This window comes from Streptomyces sp. NPDC093149 (assembly GCF_044754145.1).
Taxonomy (GTDB): Bacteria; Actinomycetota; Actinomycetes; order Streptomycetales; family Streptomycetaceae; genus Streptomyces.
Genome location: NZ_JBIVON010000002.1, coordinates 488,733 through 506,497, shown reverse-complemented (window position 1 = coordinate 506,497; position 17,765 = coordinate 488,733). Strand labels below are relative to the sequence as shown.

Here is a 17,765-nt window from a genome sequence, read left to right as displayed (position 1 = left end):
GTCCTAGGGCGAAGGGCTGATCACTTTCGACCCCTCCTGCTGTTAGCCTGCTCCTGCATATAGGTTGCAATAACAACAGGAAAGCAGCTGGAGGGTTCGACCACATGGCCACGTACACGCTCCCGGAACTCCCGTACGACTACGCGGCGCTCGAACCGGTCATCAATCCGCAGATCATCGAGCTCCACCACGACAAGCACCACGCCGCCTATGTGAAGGGCGCGAACGACACCCTGGAGCAGCTGGCGGAGGCGCGCGACAAGGAGGCCTGGGGGGCGATCAACGGACTCCAGAAGAACCTGGCGTTCCACCTCTCCGGCCACATCCTGCACTCGATCTACTGGCACAACATGACCGGCGACGGCGGCGGCGAGCCGCTCGCGGCGGACGGTGTCGGCGATCTTGCGGACGCGATCACGGAGTCGTTCGGCTCGTTCGCCGGTTTCAAGTCCCAGCTGACGAAGGCCGCAGCCACCACGCAGGGCTCCGGCTGGGGCGTCCTCGCCTACGAGCCGGTGAGCGGCAAGCTGATCGTCGAGCAGGTCTACGACCACCAGGGCAACGTCGGCCAGGGCTCCACCCCGATCCTGGTCTTCGACGCCTGGGAGCACGCCTTCTACCTCCAGTACAAGAACCAGAAGGTCGACTTCATCGACGCCATGTGGGCGGTCGTCAACTGGCAGGACGTGGCGAAGCGTTACGCGGCCGCCAAGGAGCGCGCCGACGTGCTGCTGCTCGCCCCCTGACCGGGAGGCGCGGGAACGTCCTGCCTCGTGATCGTCTTCTCAACCTTCACCGGGCAGGCGGATGAAGGGGGGACCCCCGCCTGGACGTGACAGGTGGGGGTCCTTCTGTCACGTTGCGCGGCGGGGGGTCAGGAGGCGGGGGCGTGCTTCAGCAGCGTGCTCAGCACCTGCTCGGCATGCGTCCAGAGCACCGCGCCGCCCGCGTCCGGCACCATGTGCCGGACCGCACCCGGGATGCGCGCGGCCAGGCCGGCGCCCTGGTCGGGCGAGTGGCTGGTGTCCTCCTCCCCGTACCAGAGGTCGACCGGTACGGCGATGTCCGACAGTTCGATGTCCCAGCGGCCCATGGCCAGAACCGTGTCCCGGGCATAGCCTGCGGCGGCCCCCTGCGCGAACGCCTCGTCGAGCGCGCGCCGGTAGGCGGCCGCGAACGCGGGCTGCTGATAGACGGCGAGGTCGCACTCCGGACTGCCGGACATGACCATGTCCCACATCGCCTGCGCGGTGAATCCGGCGAAGACCTTCTCGGCGGCGGCCGGGTCGGAAACCGCCAGGTCGACCAGGCCCCGCAGGTCGCCCACAAGCGCGTCGGCGAACCGCGGCGCGGCGACCTCGTCCGCGCCGGAGACCACGGCGAGCGCACCGACCACCCCGGCAGCGGCGCACGCGAGGGCGAAGGGCGCCCCCTGCGAGTTGCCGACCATCAGGGGCCGGTCCAGGCCGCGCAGGGCGGCGAACGCGCGGATGTCGTCGGCGAAGTCCCCGAAGGTGCGGCCGGGCAGCGGCGAGGAGGCGCCCAGCCCCGGACGGTCGAGCGAGATCAGCCGCACGCCGAGGCCGGCCGCCACATCGTGACCGAACCCCAGATGCCTGCTGGTGGCCGCCCCCGGCGACAGCAGCACCGGCACGCCGTCCACCGGCCCCCACTCGGCCCAGCCCAGCTGCCGCCCTCCCGGCAGCTGTTCGGTACCGCTACGAACCGGGTCGATCATGTGCAAAGTCATACCTCTGATCATGACCGGCTCCACAAACCATGTCGAAGGGGTTTTTGCCGAAGGACTCGCACCGAATCCGGAACGGAACGCTTCAGGGGGCGGTGGTATCCGGCCAGGCGATGTCGGTCTCGACCGGCGCGGCATAGTCGATGCCGGGCACGGCGAACCCGTACAGGCGCTGCACCTCGGCGTGGAACCAGTCGAGGTCGGCGAGTTCGGTGATGTTCTCGGTGGCGGCGGCGTTCCACCGCTCGGTGACGGCCGCCTGGACAGCAGGGTCGAGTTCCCAGGTGTCCAGGCGCACGCGCCCTTCGTCGTCGAGGTCGAGCGGGCGGACACCGGTGAGCTGGTCCCACAGGTCGGTGAGCTGCCCGATCGGCGGGACCATGGCGTCGCCGAGGACGCCGCGGAGCAGCCCGACGTAGAGGGCGATGCCGGGGATCGCGGTCGAGGACTGGGTGACGGCGGCCGCGTTGACCGAGGTGACCGCGCGCCCGTCGACCAGCTTCGCGAGCCGCTCGTCGAGAATGCGGGCGGTCTGTTCGAGGTGGGACTTGGCGGCGCCGATGGTGCCCTGCCGGTAGATCGCGGCGGTCAGGGGGGAGCCGATGTAGGAGAGGGCGGCGGTGCTGAATCCCTCGGCGAGCAGCCCGCGGTCGGCGAGATGGTCGATCCACCGTTCCCAGTCCGTTCCGCCCATGACGGCGACGGTCTGCTCGATGTCGTCACCGTCGGCGGGCTGCGTCTCGACCTCCCGCACCTCGCCGGCGCCCCGGTCGTCGAAGACGAGGGTCTTGGTGCTGTACGCCTCGCCGACGGGCTTGAGGACGGACGCGTAGGTGGTCCCGGTGTCGGGGTCGGTGCGGCGCGGGGCGGCCACCGAGTAGATCAGGTGGTCCAGACGGCCGCCGAAACGCTCCTCCAGCACCTGGGCGACCCGGTGCTTCATCTCGTCGGAGAACGCGTCCCCGTTGAGGAACACCATGTCGTGACCGTGCCGCCGGGCGAGCTCGGCGGTCGCGGCCGTGCGGTACCAACCGGCCGTACCGGTGCGACGTCCGGGGGCCTTCTCGAAGCAGACCCCGATCCCACGGATGCCGGCACGGGCGAGGCCGGCGATCGTCGCGGCCAGCCCGTACCCGGCGGAGGAGCCGATGACCAGTGCCACGGGTGCCCGGTCCGGCACCCGGGAGGGCGCGGGGACGGCCTGCCACATGTCCTTCACCAGGCGCTCGCAGCCGGCCGGGTGGGAGTCGAGGAAGAGGAAGCCGCGGTTCTTGGGGGCGATGACGTGTTCGCTCATGGGCCTGGGACCTTCGGGTCGTCACGAATGGAGGCGGCGGCGCGGAGGCCCGCACCGCACCCTGCAAGTCTGCGACCGCACGAACACGGACGGTCGCCTCATCAGGCACAGTAATGCTCAGCCGCTCTTGGAGGCTTTCCACCACATCGGGCGGCGCGGGACCGCCGACGCCTGGTTGCCGCGCGAGGCGCGTTCCGGGCCGCGCACCTTCCTGACCCGGACGCCGAGGCGTAACGGCCCGGTGCACGACAGCGAGCGGGCTCCCGGCGCATTGCGGCTTCGCCTCCGGCGCTGTCGTCGGTCGACGACGCTCCGCGTCGCCTCCCTCCTCCGCCTCGGATCCGAAGCCGCACGGCACCGCTCCCTGATCCGCTCTCCATCGTGCACCAGGCCGTAAACCCGTCGACCGGCCCGCTGTTCGCTCCTACGCTCTGCGCATGTACGAGGAGGAAACCGACGCCCGCACACTCTTCCGCGCCCTGGTCGACCACGAAGGACCCGATGCCTTCGGCCGGGTGGTCGTACCGTGGCTGGCGAGGGCCGGACGGAGATACCGCGACGCGATCGCGCATGCCTGTGCCGACGGCGCCTGGCGCACCGGCGCGGGGGTGCCCGAGCGGCCGGATCTGTATCTCCGCCATGAGCTCTACGCCCTCAGCCGCGTCAGCGACGCCCTGCTCCACCACTTCCAGCCCGCACCGGACCCGGACGGCACACGACCGTGGGCCGCCGCGCTCAGTACGTACGACGGTTGGCCGACGGTCTCCCGCAACGAGTACCTGGAGTTGTTCACCGCCCTGGGCATGAGCCCGTTCGGCGGCACCTGCTTCGACCCGTTCCGGCACGAGATCACCGAGGTGGTACAGAGCAACGATCCGGACGAGCCGATCCGGATCACGGAAGTGGTGTGGCCGGGGCTGATGCTCGGACAGCTGCTCTTCAGCCGGGCCGGGGTCCGGGTCCGGGCCGGGGCGCACCACGCCCGGCGCGGCGTCGCCGACTGCTCCCCGCTGTACTGGACGTACCTGCGCCGGTACCGCCCGACCGTCGACCTGTCCTGCGGCTGGGGAAGCAATTCGCAGTGGGGGACCGATCTCCGCCTCGACTACCGGACACCGACGTCCACGCGTCTCAATGTGGCCGGGTACACGGATATCGACGACCCGGCGCACCTCTGCGAAGAGGAACAGCTGCTGACTCCGGCCGAACGCCGCGAACTCCTGCGCCACCGCTGCCTCCTGAGAGCCCCCGACGCCGCCGACGAGCTGGGCGACCCGTCCCGATGGGGCGGGGACCTCTTCCCCTACACATGGCGGCTGCCCGGTCCGGAGGAGGACACCGGGCGGGCGGGGTGAGGGGGCTCCTTGCCGGGACGCGGTGGACGAGGACCCCTGTGTCACGTCGCGCGGGTCGGAGCATCCCCCGTCCCCGGCCGGCGCCCCACTCGCTCCGCCCTACCGGCCGTCGGTGACCAGGGCCATCATCAAGCCGTCGTACCCCTTGCTGCCGACCGTCTGCAGGGCGGTCGCGCTCAACCTCGGTTCGGCCGCGACGAGTTCGGTGAAGCGGCGCACGCCCTGCACCTTCGGGTCGTCGCTGCCGCCGTCGACCACCTCGCCGTCGCGCACGACGTTGTCGGCGATGATCAGGCTGCCGGGCCGGGTCAGCTTCAGCGACCAGGCCAGGTAGTCGGGGTTGCTCGGCTTGTCGGCGTCGATGAACACGACGTCGAACGGCCCGTACCCCGCTTCCGCGAGTTCCGGCAGCGTGGCGAGGGCCCGCCCGACCCTGATCTCGACGACGTCCGAGAGACCGGCCCGCTCGATGTTGGCCCGCGCGACCTCGGCGCACCCCGGATCGAATTCGAGCGTCACGAGCCTGCCCCCCTCGGGCAGCGCGCGGGCCAGCCAGATCGTGCTGTAGCCGCCCAGGGTGCCGATCTCCAGCACGGTGCGCGCCCCTTGGAGCCTGGCCAGCAGATGCAGCAGCTTGCCCTGGTTGGCGGCGACCTGGATGGCCGGGAGTCCGGCCTCGTCACTGGCCTCGACGGCCGCGTCCAGGGCTTCGTCCGACCCCACCAGCAGGCCGTTGAAGTAGTCGTCGACCTCGGCCCATCGCGCCCGCGTCATGACATGTTCCCCTCTCGAATGCTTGTGAGTTCCCAAAGGGAACTTACCTCATGCCAGGTGAATGCAATGATGGGCGCCATGAGCGCTCCCCCTGCCGACCCCACCGTCCTTCACCCGATGCCGGGCCAGCCCCGGGTCGTGCAACTGAAGCCCCTCGTCAGGTCCGAGCTGATCGAGGTCGGTGACTACTCGTACTACGACGACCCCGACGACGCGACCGCGTTCGAGACCCGCAACGTGCTCTACCACTACGGTCCGGAGAAGCTCGTCATCGGGAAGTTCTGCGCGCTGGGAACGGGGGTGCGGTTCATCATGAACGGCGCCAACCACCGGATGGACGGCCCGTCCACGTTCCCCTTCCCCACCATGGGCGGCTCCTGGACCGAGCACTTCGACCTGCTCACCGGACTGCCGGGCCGGGGCGACACGGTCGTCGGCAACGACGTCTGGTTCGGCTACGGCTCCATGGTGATGCCGGGCGTACGGATCGGGCACGGCGCCATCATCGGCGCCGGCTCGGTCGTCACCGGTGACGTACCCGACTACGGCATCGTCGGCGGCAATCCGGCCAAACTGATCCGCACCCGGTACGACGACGAGACCATCGCCCGGCTCCTGGCCGTCGCCTGGTGGGACTGGCCCGTCGACCACCTCACCCAGCACATCCGCACCATCATGTCCGGCAGCGTCGACGACCTCGAAGCGGCTGCCCCGAAGGGGACATCATGACGATCACGGTTCGAGAACTGACCTACTACCCGGTCAAGGGCTGCGCCGGAACCGTGGTCGCATCCGCGCAGGTCCTCGGGACCGGCCTCGAACACGACCGGACGTTCATGGTGGTCGACGCCGCGGACGGCGCGTTCCGCAGCCAGCGCACGCATGCCTCGATGGCCGCGATCAGGGTCGAAGTCCTGGAAGCCGGAGCGGCGTTGGACCTGTCCGCCGAGGGCGTCGAACCGCTCCGTCTGAAGGTCGACCGGGACGGCCCGCGCCGCGAGGTCAGCATGTTCGACCGCCCGCTCGGCGCGGCAGCCGACCAGGGGGACGAGGTCGCGGAATGGTTCTCCGAGGCACTCGGAGCCAAGTCCCGCCTGGTACGGGTGGCCCCCGGCTTCGACCGGGACGGCTGGGGCGACACCCCGGGCAAGGTGAACTTCGCCGACGCACACGCGGTGCTGGTCGCCTCGACGGCCTCCCTGGACGACCTCAACGCCCGCATCGCCGCCCGGGGCGACGCCGAACCGGTGCCGATGGACCGCTTCCGCCCCAACATCGTCCTGACCGGCAACGACGAACCGCACTTCGAGGACCGGGTGCGCAGGATGACCCTCGGTTCCGTGGAACTCGCCTATTCCGTACGGGCGATGCGGTGCAACGTCCCGCTCGTCGACCAGCGCACGGGCCGCCGCGCGGGCCCGGAACCGGTCCGGACCCTTGCGACGTACCGGCGCGAGCCGGAGTACAAGAACAAGGTGAGCTTCGGCGCGAAGAACGCGGTGGTCTGCGAGGGCGTGGTGACCGTCGGGGACACGGTCGAGGTCGCGGAGTGGCTCAGCCGGTAAAGGCCCCGGCCTTCACCCCGTCGATGAACGCGGCCCACCGAACGTGCCGCCCAGGGGCCCCGCACGGCCGATCGTGATCAGCTGCCTTTCACGACACGGAAGGCCAGACAGACGACAGCGGTGTGATCACCGACCGGAGTGCCCGCGCGGCCCCAGAAGCGGCGGTGCACATCGCGCCAGGCCTCAAGGGACGCGTCGCCCTCGCCCTCGGCCCTGGCGTGTTCCCAGGTGACCTCACCGAAAGGCTTCACTTCCACGCCGGTGAACTCCAGAGTGGCGACACACCGGCCCTCGTTGTCCAGAAGAGCCTGCCGCTCACCGACGTACTCCAGGCCCTCGGCCTCTTCGGCGTACTCGCCGAGCAGACAGGTCGTGGCGGTCTTGGCACCCGTCAGGACAAGGCAGTTGAGCTCGTCCCGCATGTCACCGGGGAAGCCCAGTTCCAGCGCACGCATACCGTTGACTCGCGGCCACATCGTCCCGTCACCCCACTCGGCGCAGCCCGTCGGTCCACGGGCGGCATGCGCCTGATCATATGCGTAGCTCATCGGCGCTCGGGCCCGCGAGGAGGAGCAGTCGTGAAATGCATCGGCACCGACGACGGCGATCGGCGAGCCGACGGCTGAACTCGCTTTCCGGCTGAGGACGTCGACCGCACGCTGCCGTGATCCCACCGCCCCGTGGACCGAAGCCGAGTGCTCGGGGGAGGCCGCCATCCATGAACATGAAGTCGGGCAGATGGTCAACGTCCCGGGTCCTGCTGCTCGACGAGCGCGAACGGCTCCTGCTGCTGTGCGGCCGCGGCACGCGCCCCGGCCGCCCGGTGGTGGTTCACCGTCGACGGTGGCGCCGAGGACGGCGAGGACCGGGTGCGGGAGGGCGTGGTGACCGTCGGAGACACGGTCGAGGTCGCGGAGTGGCTCAGCCGGTGAAGGTCCCGGCCTTCACCCCGTCGATCAACGCGGCCCACCCCGCGGGGGCGTAGAACTGAAGCCCGCCGTCCCGGTTCTTGCTGTCCCGGACGGCGCGGCCCCCGTCGGCGGTGTGGGCGACCTCGATGCAGCCCTGCTGCCCTCCCTGCGAGGCACTGGACTTCTTGAACTCGGTGACGATCTACTGGTTCCTCATTACTGCTCTTTCTCGCTCTCAGGGATGCTTGCAATGTGCTCGCGCAAGAAAGTGAGCGACTGCGCGGGCGTCAGCGCCGCCGATCTGAGGGCTTCGAAGATCTGCGCGTGCGTGGCCATCTCTTCAAGGTCCTCGATGATGACGGTGCTCGTCGTGCTGCCGAAAGCAACCGCTTCCGGAGCGGGTTCGGGGCCGAAGTTGAACATGACGAAGTGCGATGCCATGTGCGCGGCCTCCCACTCCGTGGCCGGGAGCACCTGAACACTGATGCTCTGGCGCTGGGCCACGTTCAAGATGTGCAGGAGTTGGTCTCGGTGCGCTTTCACGGAGGGCATCGGCGCCGTGAGCGCAGGCTCCCATATGACTGCCGCAAACCGGGCGCCATGCTCCTCGATGACCTTCCTGCGCACCTGCCGAATGGTCACCATTTCGTCGATCGCCTCAGGCGTACGAACCTTCAGACCTGCACCGAGCAACGCCCTGAGGTAGTCGTCCGTCTGCAAAAGCCCGGGCAGGAACAACGGTTGCCAGGTACGGATGTACGTCGCGTCGGATTCGAGCGCAAGGAAGTCGGCATACTCCGGCTTTGTGGCCCATTCATAGTTGAGCCACCAGCCACGTTTGCTGGAAGCCCGCGCCAACTGTTCCAGTTGCTCGTACACGGTGCGGTCTTCCACCCCGTACAGCTCCAGAAGCAGGCGAACATCGCCGGGACGTGCCGAGACCTGGCCGGCCTCGACGCGGCTGATCTTCGCCTTCGACCCCACGATGTGATCGGCAGCGTGCTGCTGATCGAGCTTCGCCGCTTCCCGGTATCTCCGCACGCGCGGGCGCCTCCGTGACTGGTCCGCGCGCGCCGTGCGGGCCCTCCCCGGGGGCACGGTCACCACGATTCCCTGTCCGTGTCCTTGCCGAGGGAATCCCCGATGGTGGCCATGACGGACCAGATGATCGCCTTCCGGCACGGACTCAGGTCCTTCGCCTCGATGTACAGGGTGTTGTCCCCGCCGACGCGGTAGTTCTCCCGGCGGCCGTCCACCTTGAGCTTGAGTCCTTCCATACGGCGCCGCAGATGGGGAACGGTGACGCCGACCTGGTGGTCGTCCACGGTCACCCGGGTGACCTCGTCCCACGGGATCTCGTCCGCGGCACCCTTGACGTACAGGTACGTGTTGCCGATCTCGATGGGGCCGTACCGGACCACGCCGCCCTCGGTGGCCAGTTGGCGCACGTCGTGCTGTGCGCGCGCCGCGGCGACCCGGTCGACGATCCCCCCGAACATCGGTGTCAGGCTGCCCGGGGAGCGCAGGAAGGTACGCAGGAGTCCGGCACCGATGTCGGTCAGGAAGTAGTTGCCGGACAGATCACGGGCGCCCTGACCGGTCGCCGTCCACAGGCGAGCGACGATGCGATCCGAGATCGGCCGTATGGCGCTCGACCCGAGATGGGTGACATGACGGGTCAGGACCACGTCGTGGAAGTCCTCCCAGCGGTGCGCCCACCACACCTTGCGCCGGCCCCGGTGGACGATCCCGTCCTCGTGCAGGATCAGCCAGGAGGCGAGGGAGCGGGGCAGCTCGAAAGCCCCCCAGACGAACAGCAGGGCGCAGATGACGTCGAATGCGAGGTGCCCGACGCTCGGCATGGAGTCGGGTATGCCGCCGAACAGCAGGAACGCCGCGACCGGGACGACGAGCAGGGCGAGCTTGCCCATCGTCGGGCGTTCCCGGTAGGTCGCGAGGACCGGCCCCAGTTCGGCCGGATCGGCCTTCCGGCGCCGTTCGTCGCCCCCTCGGCCCTGATCCGCCATCGTGAAACCCTCTCTGATGATCCGTCAGACGAATGTGCCGCGCCGGGAGTTGGCAGGCCATTCCCCGTTCGTCACCGCATGACTCCGATGCTCTGCCCGCAGCCTATGCCCGCCCGGGGCCGGCCGGAGCGCCCGCTCCCCCCTCAGCCGTCCCGCTGGGCACCCACCAGTGCGTCGCCCACGTCCGTACGGAAGTACAGCACCGACCGCCCCGATCTGCGGCGGTCGGCCAGGCCGGAGTCCAGCAGGACCCTGAGGTGGCGGCCCACCGACCCCAGCCCCTGGCCGGTCAGGGCCACCAGTTGGGTGGTGCTCTTCGGGGAGGCGAGGAGGACCAGGACCGCCGCCCGCGCAGGACCGAGCAGGCGGCCCAGGCCGTCCGGCACCCGTTCCCGGCCCGCGTCGGCCAGGGTGCCCGAGCACGGGTAGACGACCGCGTACCGCAGGGCGTCGTCGTCCCAGGAGACCCAGCCACCGCGCTGGGTGACCGGGACGAACAACAGCCGCACACCCGCCAGTTGCTTCGGCGGGTAGTCGTGCGCGTTGATCTGGAGCCGGCTCCCGCCGAGCCACCGCATTCCCGGACGCAGGCCGCTGAGGGCGGCGGCCCAGCCGCCCTGGCCCAGCTGCCCGGTGCGCGCGACGACGTCCGCCTCGATGATCCGGCGGCGGCGCGGCCAGTCCGGCAGGACGGTGTGCCGCCAGACCCAGTGCAGTACGTCGGCGGCGCGCTGCGCCAGGTCGTCGCGGTCCAGGAGTTGTGGGAGCGGACGGCCGGCGAGCGACACGGCCAGGTCGGCGCGGGCGCGCTCGGGCGTGGTGGCCCGGACCGGGACCAGCTCCTCCTCCAGGGACGGCGTGCCCTCGCCCGTCGGCGTGGGGGTGATGAAGTCCGCGTTCCAGCTGCCGCCGAGTGCCGCCGGTACCAGGAGGGCGGCAACCGGGTCGGCGGCCTGGCGTGCCCGGTAGGCGGACAGATGGACGTCGAGCCAGGCCCGCTCGCCGGGGTGCTCGGCCCGCCCCCTTTCCAGGGCGTTCAGAGCGGCAATGGTCTCGGCGAGCGGCGAGACGACGAACCGGCTCCCCGCGAGTGTGTCCGTGCTGATCTGCCACAGGCCCATGACGTTTCGCCTCCCCGCGAAACAATAACGACGTGCGGGAAGGTCCTCCGAGACTCCCCGCATGCGTACCTACCGGGAACTCTTCCGAGCGCCGCAGTTCCGGCCGCTCTTCGCGACCAGTGCCGTGCAGGTCGCCGCGTCGACGATGAGCGGGCTGGCCCTCGGCACCCTCGTCTACGCCGCGACCGACTCGCCGCTGCTCGCCGCGCTTTCCATGTTCGGCTCCTCGCTCGCCCAGGTGATCGGGGCGACGGTGCTGATGTCGGCGGCCGACCGGCTGCCGCCGCGGGCCGCGATGTCCGGCATGGCGCTCGCCTTCGGGCTGGCCACCGCCGTGCTCGCCGTCCCCGGGCTCCCGTTGCCGGTGGTCTTCGCGATCATCCTGGCCGAGGGTGTGATCGCCGCCGTGGGCGGCGGGGTTCGGTACGGCCTGCTCAACGAGGTGCTGCCCAAGGACGGTTATCTGCTGGGGCGTTCGGTGCTGAACATGTGCTCCGGCCTGATGCAGATCGGCGGGTTCGCGGTCGGCGGAGTCCTGGTGGCGACGCTGTCCGCGCGCGGCACACTGCTGGCCGCCGCCGCCCTGTATCTGACCGGTGCGGCCGTCGCCCGGTTCGGGCTGGCGCACCGGCCGCCGCGCGCCACCGGGCGGCCGTCGGTCGCCGAGACCTGGCGGACCAACGCCGTGCTGTGGTCCTCCGGTCCGCGCCGCCGGGTCTACCTCGCACTCTGGGTTCCGAACGGGCTGATCGTGGGCTGCGAGTCCCTGTTCGTCCCGTACTCCCCGGAGCACGCGGGGCTCCTCTTCGCGTTCGGCGCACTGGGAATGCTCGTCGGGGACACGGTGGCGGGCCGGTTCATCGCCCGGCACCGGCGGGGGCGACTGGCGACCCCGCTGCAACTGCTCCTGGCCGCCCCGTATCTGCTCTTCGCCGTGCACCCGGCGCTGCCGGTGGCGTTCGCTCTGACCACGCTCGCCTCGGTCGGGTTCGCGGCGAGTCTGCTGTTCCAGGAGCGGCTGATGGCCCTGACCCCGGACGAGTTCACCGGCCAGGCCCTCGGACTGCATTCCTCCGGCATGCTCACCGTCCAGGGCGTCGCGGCCGCACTCGCGGGCGCCGTCGCCCAATGGACCTCGCCGGGGACGGCGATGACCCTGATGGCGGCGGCCTCCCTCGCCGTGTCCCTGGCGCTCGTCGCGGCGGGGCGGCGGGCCGCGGTGCCCGCCGACGGAGGCATCGGCCCCCGGCAAGGGGTCGGTGCGGCCTGACCTCGTACAGCCGCATTCAGCGCCTCGGTCTCCGCCTGCCGGGCCGGCCCTTCGGTCGGCTCCGTGACCGGGGGCAGCCTCCAGGAGAAGTCGGGGCCCGCACCAGTGTGCCGAGGCTCGATGAGTTGCGCAGGCCGTGACGGGAACGCCCCGGCTCCTCCGGGGTCCCTGCTTCTTCGACGCCCCGGCTCCTCCGGAGCCCCTGCTTCTTCGGTGGCCCGCATCCACTCCCGCCCGGTTCCACGCGACCGAGCGTCCGCCCGACTGTCAGACCTCTCCGTCATGCTGCACCCCATGGACACCACGGACTTCTGGAATCTGATCGACGCCGCCCGCGCCCGGGTCACCGACCCGGCGGACGCCGAGGCCGTCGCCGAGCGGGCCTGTGAACTGCTCGCCGCCCGGCCCGTGGAGGAGATCGTCGCCGCGCAGCAGTTGTTCTGGGACCTGATGGCCACTTCCTACCGGGCTCCGCTCTGGGCGGCGGCGTACACGATCAACGGCGGCTGTTCCGACGACGGCTTCGACTACTTCCGGGGCTGGCTGATAGCGCAGGGGCGTGACGTGTTCGAGCGGGTCGTCGCCGATCCGGACACGTTGGCCGAGCTGCCGGTGATCAGGGCTGCGGCGGCGGAGAGGGAGGAGATGGAGTGCGAGTCGATGCTCGCGGTGGCCTGGAGGGCGCACCGGGCAGCGACCGGCGAGAACCTGCCCGGTGGCTCGTTCTCGATCAAATACCCTGCGCTGGACCCGGAGTGGGGCTTCGACTTCGACGACGCGGAGCGGGTGGCGCCGCGGCTGCCGAAGCTGGCCGCGCTGTACGCGTGAGAGACGGTGCCGCGCGATGTCCGGACGGCGGCCGGACCCCGCGCGGCGCCGTGGGCGATCAGTCGAAGACCGGGCCCTGCGTACGGGTCCGCTTGATCTCGTAGAAGCCGGGGATCGACGCCACCAGCAGCGTGCCGTCCCACAGCTTCGCCGCCTCCTCGCCCTTGGGGGCCGGGGTGACGACCGGGCCGAAGAAGGCGATCTGCTCGCCGTCCGCGCCCGGTACGGCGATGACCGGGGTGCCGACGTCCTGGCCCACCTTGTCGATGCCCTCCTTGTGGGAGGCGCGCAGCTCGGCGTCGTAAGCGTCGGAGTCCGCGTACTCCACCAGCTCGGCGGGCAGGCCGACGTCCCCGAGCGCGGCCACGATCGCCTCGCGGGTCGGACCCTCGCCCTGGTTGTGGAAGCGGGTGCCGAGCGCCGTGTAAAGGGGACCGACGACGTCGTCGCCGTGCTTCTGCTGGGCGGCGACGACGACGCGGACGGGGGCCCACGCCTTCTCCAGGAGTTCGCGGTACTCCTCGGGCAGCTCGTCGAGCCTGTCCTCGTTGAGTACGGCGAGGCTCATCACATGCCAGCGGACCTCGACGTCGCGGACCTTCTCCACCTCCAGCATCCAGCGGGAGGTCATCCAGGCCCAGGGGCAGAGCGGGTCGAACCAGAAATCGGCAGGGATCTTGCCGGTCGCCGTGCTGTTGTCAGACATGTCTCTCCTCATGAGGGCGTTCGCACCTGTGCGCGAGAACGCCTCCGGGCGCACCGGCCATTCCCGAATGCCGGGCCGAGTGGCGACATGGGAGGATCAAACCATTCGAACGTGACACAAAGGAGTGTGCCGTGCCCGGTGAGAACCTGTCCCGCGACGAGGCCCGCGTGCGGGCCGAGCTGCTGAGCGTCGACGGCTACGAGGTCGCTCTCGATCTGCGTTCCGCCGTCGGTGGGCCCGACGGGGACGGCGACGGGACCTCCTCGGGCCCGCGGACCTTCCGCTCGGTGACCACGATCCGGTTCCGCGCGGCGCGGGCGGGGGCGTCGACCTTCGCGGATCTGGTGGCGCCGAGCGTGAACGCGGTGACGCTGAACGGGCGGCCGCTCGACCCGGCCGTCGTCTTCGACGGGACGCGGGTGGCACTGGAGGATCTGCCGGAGGGCGAGAACGTTCTCGTGGTCGACGCGCAGTGCGCGTACAGCCGGACCGGTGAAGGCATGCACCGGTTCGTCGACCCGGAGGACGGCGAGGTCTACCTCTACACGCAGTACGAGCCGGCCGACTCGCGGCGGGTCTTCGCGAACTTCGAGCAGCCCGACCTGAAGGCTCCGTTCCGCTTCGAGGTGACGGCGCCCGAGGGCTGGACGGTCTGGAGCAACGGGGCCGAGGAGTCGCGCGACGGCGAGGTGCGGCGGTTCGCCGAGACGAAGCCGATCTCGACGTACATCACGGCGATCGTGGCCGGTCCGTACCACTACGTCACCGACTCCTACAGCCGTACGTTCGACGACGGCACGAAGCTGGAGATCCCGCTCGGCGCGCTGTGCCGCAAGGGGCTCGCCCGGCACTTCGACGCGGACGACGTCTTCCTCGTCACCAAGCAGGGCCTGGACTTCTTCCACGACAACTTCGACTACCCGTACCCGTTCGGGAAGTACGACCAGGCGTTCGTGCCCGAGTACAACCTCGGCGCGATGGAGAACCCGGGCTGTGTCACGTTCCGCGAGGAGTACATCTTCCGCGGCAAGGTGACGCAGGCGTCGTACGAGAGCCGCGCCAACGTCATCCTGCACGAGATGGCGCACATGTGGTTCGGCGACCTCGTCACCATGCAGTGGTGGGACGACCTGTGGTTGAAGGAGTCGTTCGCCGACTTCATGGGCGTCTTCGCCATGGTCGAGTCGACCCGGTTCAAGGACGGCTGGATCACCTTCGCCAACAACCGCAAGTCCTGGGCGTACCGCGCCGACCAGCTGCCGTCCACGCACCCGATCACGGCCGACATCCGTGACCTGGAGGACGCCAAGCTCAACTTCGACGGCATCACCTACGCCAAGGGCGCCTCGGTGCTGAAGCAGCTGGTGGCGTACGTGGGGCGGGACGCGTTCCTGGAGGGCGCCCGGCGCTACTTCAAGAAGCACGCCTACGGCAACACGCAGCTGGGCGATCTGCTCTCCGTCCTGGCGGAGACGTCCGGGCGGGACATGACCGCGTGGTCGCGGTCGTGGCTGCAGACCGCGGGCGTCAACTCGCTGACGCCGGTGGCGACGTACGACTCGGCGGACCGGATCACGGAGCTGGCGGTCCTCCAGGAGGCGGCCGACTCCCATCCGGAGCTTCGGCCGCACCGGGTCGCGGTCGGGCTGTACCGGCGCGCCGCCGATGGCGACCTGGTGCGGTACGCGCGCGCCGAGGTCGACGTGGCGGGGCCGCGCACGGTGGTCACGGAGCTGGCCGGTGCCGAGCGGCCGGAGCTGATCCTGGTCAACGACGACGACCTCACCTACTGCAAGGTCCGCTTCGACGAGGTGTCGCTGGCCACGCTGCGGGCGCACCTCGGTGACATGACCGACCCGCTGGCGCGGGCGCTGTGCTGGTCCGCGCTGTGGAACCTGACCCGGGACGGGCTGATGCCGGCCCGCGACTTCGTCTCCCTCGTGCTGGCCTTCTCCGGCAGGGAGTCCGACATCGGTGTGCTGCAGATGCTGCACACCTGGACCCGGACCGCGCTCACGCACTACGCGGCGCCGGGGTGGCGCGAGGAGGGCGGCCGGGCGCTGGCCGAGGCCGCGTTGCGCGAGCTGCGGATCGCCGAGCCCGGCAGCGAGCACCAGCTGGCGTGGGCGCGGTTCTTCGCGTCGGTGGCCGACTCGGACACGGACTTCCAACTGCTGTCCGGGCTGCTCGACGGCTCGGCACGGATCGACGGCCTCGACATCGACCAGGAGCTGCGCTGGGCGTTCCTGTCGCCGCTGGCCGCGCACGGCGTGGCCGACGAGTCGGCGATCGACGCCGAACTGGCCCGCGACGACACGGCGTCCGGGAAGCGGCACCAGGTCCGGTGCCTGGCCTCGCGGCCGTCGGCGGCGGTCAAGGCGCAGGCGTGGGCGGGCGTCGTGGAGTCGGACGCGCTGTCCAACGCGCTGGTGGAGGCGACGATCACGGGCTTCGCGCAGTCGTCGCAGCGGGAGCTGCTCGCGCCGTACACGGACAAGTACTTCGCCGCGATCGAGCGGGTGTGGGCCGAGCGGTCGATCCAGATCGGCGTGATCGTGGTCAGGGGTCTCTTCCCGGACCTCCAGGACGATCCGGCGACGCTCGCGGCGACGGACGCGTGGCTGACCGCGCACGAGGACGCGGCGCCGGCGCTGCGGAGGCTGGTGCTGGAGGCCCGGGACGATCTGGCCCGGGCCCTGCGGGCGCAGGAGTGCGACACGGCGGCGGCCGCGGAGAGCGCGGTCTGACGGATGTTCGCCGGCCGGGCACTCCCCGGCCTCCTCCCCGCCCCGGACGGGCTCGGTCCTCACGCCGTCCGGGGCGGGGCCGCGCGGGGCGCCCGGCCGGGCCCGCCGCTCCGGCGCTCCGTCGGGCGGAACGGCGGGCAATCCCTGAGGGACAAGCTTTTCGGTTGTCGAACATGCGCACTTTAGGTCGACGTTGTCCTGAATTGTCGACGGGCGTGTAACAGGGGTTAGCGGTGGGGTCGTGTGCGGGATACCCCGGAGCATGACCCAGAACTCCCCGCTCTCCCCCTGTCACCTCCCCGTCGCCGGTGACGCCCGTCAACGTGTGCTGTCCGCCTCGCAGTTGAGGGCGCACGGCGTGTCCGCGGCGGAGGCCGCCGCACAGTGCCGGACCGGTGGGCCGTGGCAGCAGCCACTGCCCGGTGTGTATGTCCTGCACCCGGGGCCGCCCACCGCCGAGGAACGACTGCGTTCCGCCCTGCTGTACGCCGGTCGGCCATCGGCGTCGGGCCGCCGGGACCTGCCCGCGCAGTCGGGGCCGGGCACGGAGTCCGGGTACGGCGAGGCCATGATCACCGGGCTTGCCGCGCTCGCCCTGCACGGGTTCGCACTCACGCCACCGCCCGCCCCGTCGGCCCGGATCGATGTACTGGTGCCGCGCACCCGGCGACTGCGCTCGGTGCGGTACGTCCATCTCGTACGGGCCGCCGAGCCGCCCCTGCCCGAGCAGGTGGAGGGCCTGCCCGTGGCGCCGGTGGAGCGGGCGCTCGTGGACGCGGTGGCGGGGCTGGGCGACGTCCCGGGCGTACGCCGTCTGCTCACCGAGGCGGTCCGCGGCGGGCATTGCGAGCCGGCCGCCGTCGTGCGCGAGCTGAGCCGGGCCGGGCTGCTGGCCCTCCCCCAGGTGGTGAACGCCGTCGACTCGCTGCTCGCCGAGGGCCGAGCGCTGGCGGAGAGCCGGCTGTACGAAATGGTGCGGTCGCACGGCCTGTCGGAGCCACTGTGGAACGTGGATCTGCGACTGCCCGGCGGCCCGCATCTCGGCGGGGTGGACGCCTACTGGCCCGAGCAGGCGGTCGCCGTGGTGCTCGACACCAGGGCACCCCGGCACAGCAGGCTCGACGACGACCTGCGCCAGGAGGAGCACGACGCGCAGTGGTCCTCGTACGTCGCGGAGCGGGAGCACCTGGAGCGGCTCGGCGTCACGGTCGTCCACCTCTCACCGACGAAGCTGCGGGACGCACGGGAGGAGCAGGCGGTCGTGGTGCGTACGGCGCTGATGGCGGCGGCCACCCGCGAGCCGGCCGCGTATGTGATGATCCTGCCCCGCTGAACTCGGGCCTCAGGGACCACTTATCTCCCGTTTCGTTCCTGATGGCGCATCAGCCGCACTGGCGGAAGCCCGCCATGTCCACAT

At 70.7% G+C, this 17,765-nt stretch carries 17 protein-coding genes; 8 read left to right on the top strand and 9 right to left on the bottom strand.

Annotated features, from left to right (window positions below; genetic code table 11):
• The first annotated feature begins 104 nt into the window (after window positions 1-104).
• Entirely contained in the window at window positions 105-746 is a 642-nt protein-coding gene (locus ACIQCZ_RS08785) for a superoxide dismutase (protein WP_376277401.1), read from the top strand.
• A 128-nt stretch (window positions 747-874) separates the two neighbouring features.
• Here ACIQCZ_RS08785 and ACIQCZ_RS08780 read toward each other — a convergent pair whose 3' ends face one another.
• The gene (locus tag ACIQCZ_RS08780; RefSeq protein ID WP_402280810.1) at window positions 875-1,750 is read right to left on the bottom strand and encodes an alpha/beta fold hydrolase; all 876 of its coding nucleotides are present in this window, start codon (window positions 1,748-1,750) and stop codon (window positions 875-877) included.
• Window positions 1,751-1,832: 82 nt separating this feature from the next.
• The gene (gene fabV / locus ACIQCZ_RS08775; RefSeq protein ID WP_402280809.1) at window positions 1,833-3,044 is read right to left on the bottom strand and encodes an enoyl-[acyl-carrier-protein] reductase FabV; all 1,212 of its coding nucleotides are present in this window, start codon (window positions 3,042-3,044) and stop codon (window positions 1,833-1,835) included.
• Between the two features lie 437 nt (window positions 3,045-3,481).
• Here fabV and ACIQCZ_RS08770 point away from each other — a divergent pair, with 437 nt between their 5' ends.
• Complete coding sequence (locus ACIQCZ_RS08770; protein WP_402280808.1) at window positions 3,482-4,399, top strand: hypothetical protein; 918 nt, start codon at window positions 3,482-3,484, stop codon at window positions 4,397-4,399.
• Between the two features lie 99 nt (window positions 4,400-4,498).
• Here the strand turns inward: ACIQCZ_RS08770 and ACIQCZ_RS08765 are convergent, their stop codons facing one another.
• The gene (locus tag ACIQCZ_RS08765) at window positions 4,499-5,173 is read right to left on the bottom strand and encodes an O-methyltransferase (RefSeq protein WP_402280806.1); all 675 of its coding nucleotides are present in this window, start codon (window positions 5,171-5,173) and stop codon (window positions 4,499-4,501) included.
• A 69-nt stretch (window positions 5,174-5,242) separates the two neighbouring features.
• On the opposite strand from ACIQCZ_RS08765, the gene ACIQCZ_RS08760 reads away from it, so the two are divergent.
• A complete protein-coding gene (locus tag ACIQCZ_RS08760) occupies window positions 5,243-5,902 on the top strand; it encodes a CatB-related O-acetyltransferase (RefSeq protein ID WP_402281261.1) in 660 nt (219 codons plus the stop codon).
• The gene (locus ACIQCZ_RS08755; protein WP_402280805.1) at window positions 5,899-6,738 is read left to right on the top strand and encodes an MOSC domain-containing protein; all 840 of its coding nucleotides are present in this window, start codon (window positions 5,899-5,901) and stop codon (window positions 6,736-6,738) included. The genes ACIQCZ_RS08760 and ACIQCZ_RS08755 overlap by 4 nt, the downstream gene beginning before the upstream one ends.
• Window positions 6,739-6,815: 77 nt before the next feature.
• Here ACIQCZ_RS08755 and ACIQCZ_RS08750 read toward each other — a convergent pair whose 3' ends face one another.
• The 5 genes from ACIQCZ_RS08750 to ACIQCZ_RS08730 all read right to left on the bottom strand — a co-directional run bounded on the left by ACIQCZ_RS08750 (window position 6,816) and on the right by ACIQCZ_RS08730 (window position 10,797).
• Window positions 6,816-7,193: an ASCH domain-containing protein gene (locus tag ACIQCZ_RS08750; protein ID WP_402280803.1), complete on the bottom strand. Its 378-nt coding sequence runs from the start codon at window positions 7,191-7,193 to the stop codon at window positions 6,816-6,818.
• A 466-nt stretch (window positions 7,194-7,659) separates the two neighbouring features.
• On the bottom strand, window positions 7,660-7,851 hold the full coding sequence (locus ACIQCZ_RS08745) for a DUF397 domain-containing protein (RefSeq protein WP_402281260.1): 192 nt from the start codon (window positions 7,849-7,851) through the stop codon (window positions 7,660-7,662).
• Window positions 7,852-7,865: 14 nt separating this feature from the next.
• Window positions 7,866-8,690 (bottom strand): helix-turn-helix domain-containing protein, encoded by an 825-nt coding sequence (locus ACIQCZ_RS08740; RefSeq protein ID WP_402280802.1) that lies wholly within the window; start codon window positions 8,688-8,690, stop codon window positions 7,866-7,868.
• 59 nt (window positions 8,691-8,749) lie between these two features.
• Window positions 8,750-9,676, bottom strand: coding sequence for a hypothetical protein (locus ACIQCZ_RS08735; RefSeq protein WP_402280801.1), 927 nt, complete (start codon window positions 9,674-9,676; stop codon window positions 8,750-8,752).
• Window positions 9,677-9,819: 143 nt separating this feature from the next.
• Window positions 9,820-10,797, bottom strand: coding sequence for an ArsR/SmtB family transcription factor (locus ACIQCZ_RS08730; protein WP_402280799.1), 978 nt, complete (start codon window positions 10,795-10,797; stop codon window positions 9,820-9,822).
• Window positions 10,798-10,858: 61 nt separating this feature from the next.
• Here ACIQCZ_RS08730 and ACIQCZ_RS08725 point away from each other — a divergent pair, with 61 nt between their 5' ends.
• Both ACIQCZ_RS08725 and ACIQCZ_RS08720 read left to right on the top strand, forming a co-directional pair.
• Window positions 10,859-12,067 carry an MFS transporter gene (locus ACIQCZ_RS08725; RefSeq protein WP_402280797.1) on the top strand — a complete coding sequence of 403 codons (1,209 nt, stop codon included), beginning with the start codon at window positions 10,859-10,861 and terminating at the stop codon, window positions 12,065-12,067.
• A 294-nt stretch (window positions 12,068-12,361) separates the two neighbouring features.
• Window positions 12,362-12,895 carry a DUF4240 domain-containing protein gene (locus ACIQCZ_RS08720; protein ID WP_402280795.1) on the top strand — a complete coding sequence of 178 codons (534 nt, stop codon included), beginning with the start codon at window positions 12,362-12,364 and terminating at the stop codon, window positions 12,893-12,895.
• Between the two features lie 58 nt (window positions 12,896-12,953).
• On the opposite strand, the gene ACIQCZ_RS08715 is transcribed toward ACIQCZ_RS08720, so the two are convergent.
• The gene (locus ACIQCZ_RS08715) at window positions 12,954-13,601 is read right to left on the bottom strand and encodes a DsbA family protein (RefSeq protein ID WP_402280794.1); all 648 of its coding nucleotides are present in this window, start codon (window positions 13,599-13,601) and stop codon (window positions 12,954-12,956) included.
• A gap of 131 nt (window positions 13,602-13,732) precedes the next feature.
• Here ACIQCZ_RS08715 and pepN point away from each other — a divergent pair, with 131 nt between their 5' ends.
• The gene (gene pepN / locus ACIQCZ_RS08710) at window positions 13,733-16,348 is read left to right on the top strand and encodes an aminopeptidase N (RefSeq protein WP_402280792.1); all 2,616 of its coding nucleotides are present in this window, start codon (window positions 13,733-13,735) and stop codon (window positions 16,346-16,348) included.
• Window positions 16,349-16,610: 262 nt separating this feature from the next.
• Entirely contained in the window at window positions 16,611-17,681 is a 1,071-nt protein-coding gene (locus tag ACIQCZ_RS08705; RefSeq protein WP_402280791.1) for a hypothetical protein, read from the top strand.
• Window positions 17,682-17,765 lie beyond the last annotated feature (84 nt).

Coding starts and splice junctions, on each gene's coding strand:
- ACIQCZ_RS08785 (WP_376277401.1), top strand. CDS start 105: ATGGCCACGTACACGCTCCCGGAACTCCCGTACGACTACGCGGCGCTC.
- ACIQCZ_RS08780 (WP_402280810.1), bottom strand. CDS start 1,750: ATGACTTTGCACATGATCGACCCGGTTCGTAGCGGTACCGAACAGCTG.
- fabV (WP_402280809.1), bottom strand. CDS start 3,044: ATGAGCGAACACGTCATCGCCCCCAAGAACCGCGGCTTCCTCTTCCTC.
- ACIQCZ_RS08770 (WP_402280808.1), top strand. CDS start 3,482: ATGTACGAGGAGGAAACCGACGCCCGCACACTCTTCCGCGCCCTGGTC.
- ACIQCZ_RS08765 (WP_402280806.1), bottom strand. CDS start 5,173: ATGACGCGGGCGCGATGGGCCGAGGTCGACGACTACTTCAACGGCCTG.
- ACIQCZ_RS08760 (WP_402281261.1), top strand. CDS start 5,243: ATGGGCGCCATGAGCGCTCCCCCTGCCGACCCCACCGTCCTTCACCCG.
- ACIQCZ_RS08755 (WP_402280805.1), top strand. CDS start 5,899: ATGACGATCACGGTTCGAGAACTGACCTACTACCCGGTCAAGGGCTGC.
- ACIQCZ_RS08750 (WP_402280803.1), bottom strand. CDS start 7,193: ATGCGTGCGCTGGAACTGGGCTTCCCCGGTGACATGCGGGACGAGCTC.
- ACIQCZ_RS08735 (WP_402280801.1), bottom strand. CDS start 9,676: ATGGCGGATCAGGGCCGAGGGGGCGACGAACGGCGCCGGAAGGCCGAT.
- ACIQCZ_RS08730 (WP_402280799.1), bottom strand. CDS start 10,797: ATGGGCCTGTGGCAGATCAGCACGGACACACTCGCGGGGAGCCGGTTC.
- ACIQCZ_RS08725 (WP_402280797.1), top strand. CDS start 10,859: ATGCGTACCTACCGGGAACTCTTCCGAGCGCCGCAGTTCCGGCCGCTC.
- ACIQCZ_RS08720 (WP_402280795.1), top strand. CDS start 12,362: ATGGACACCACGGACTTCTGGAATCTGATCGACGCCGCCCGCGCCCGG.
- ACIQCZ_RS08715 (WP_402280794.1), bottom strand. CDS start 13,601: ATGTCTGACAACAGCACGGCGACCGGCAAGATCCCTGCCGATTTCTGG.
- ACIQCZ_RS08705 (WP_402280791.1), top strand. CDS start 16,611: ATGACCCAGAACTCCCCGCTCTCCCCCTGTCACCTCCCCGTCGCCGGT.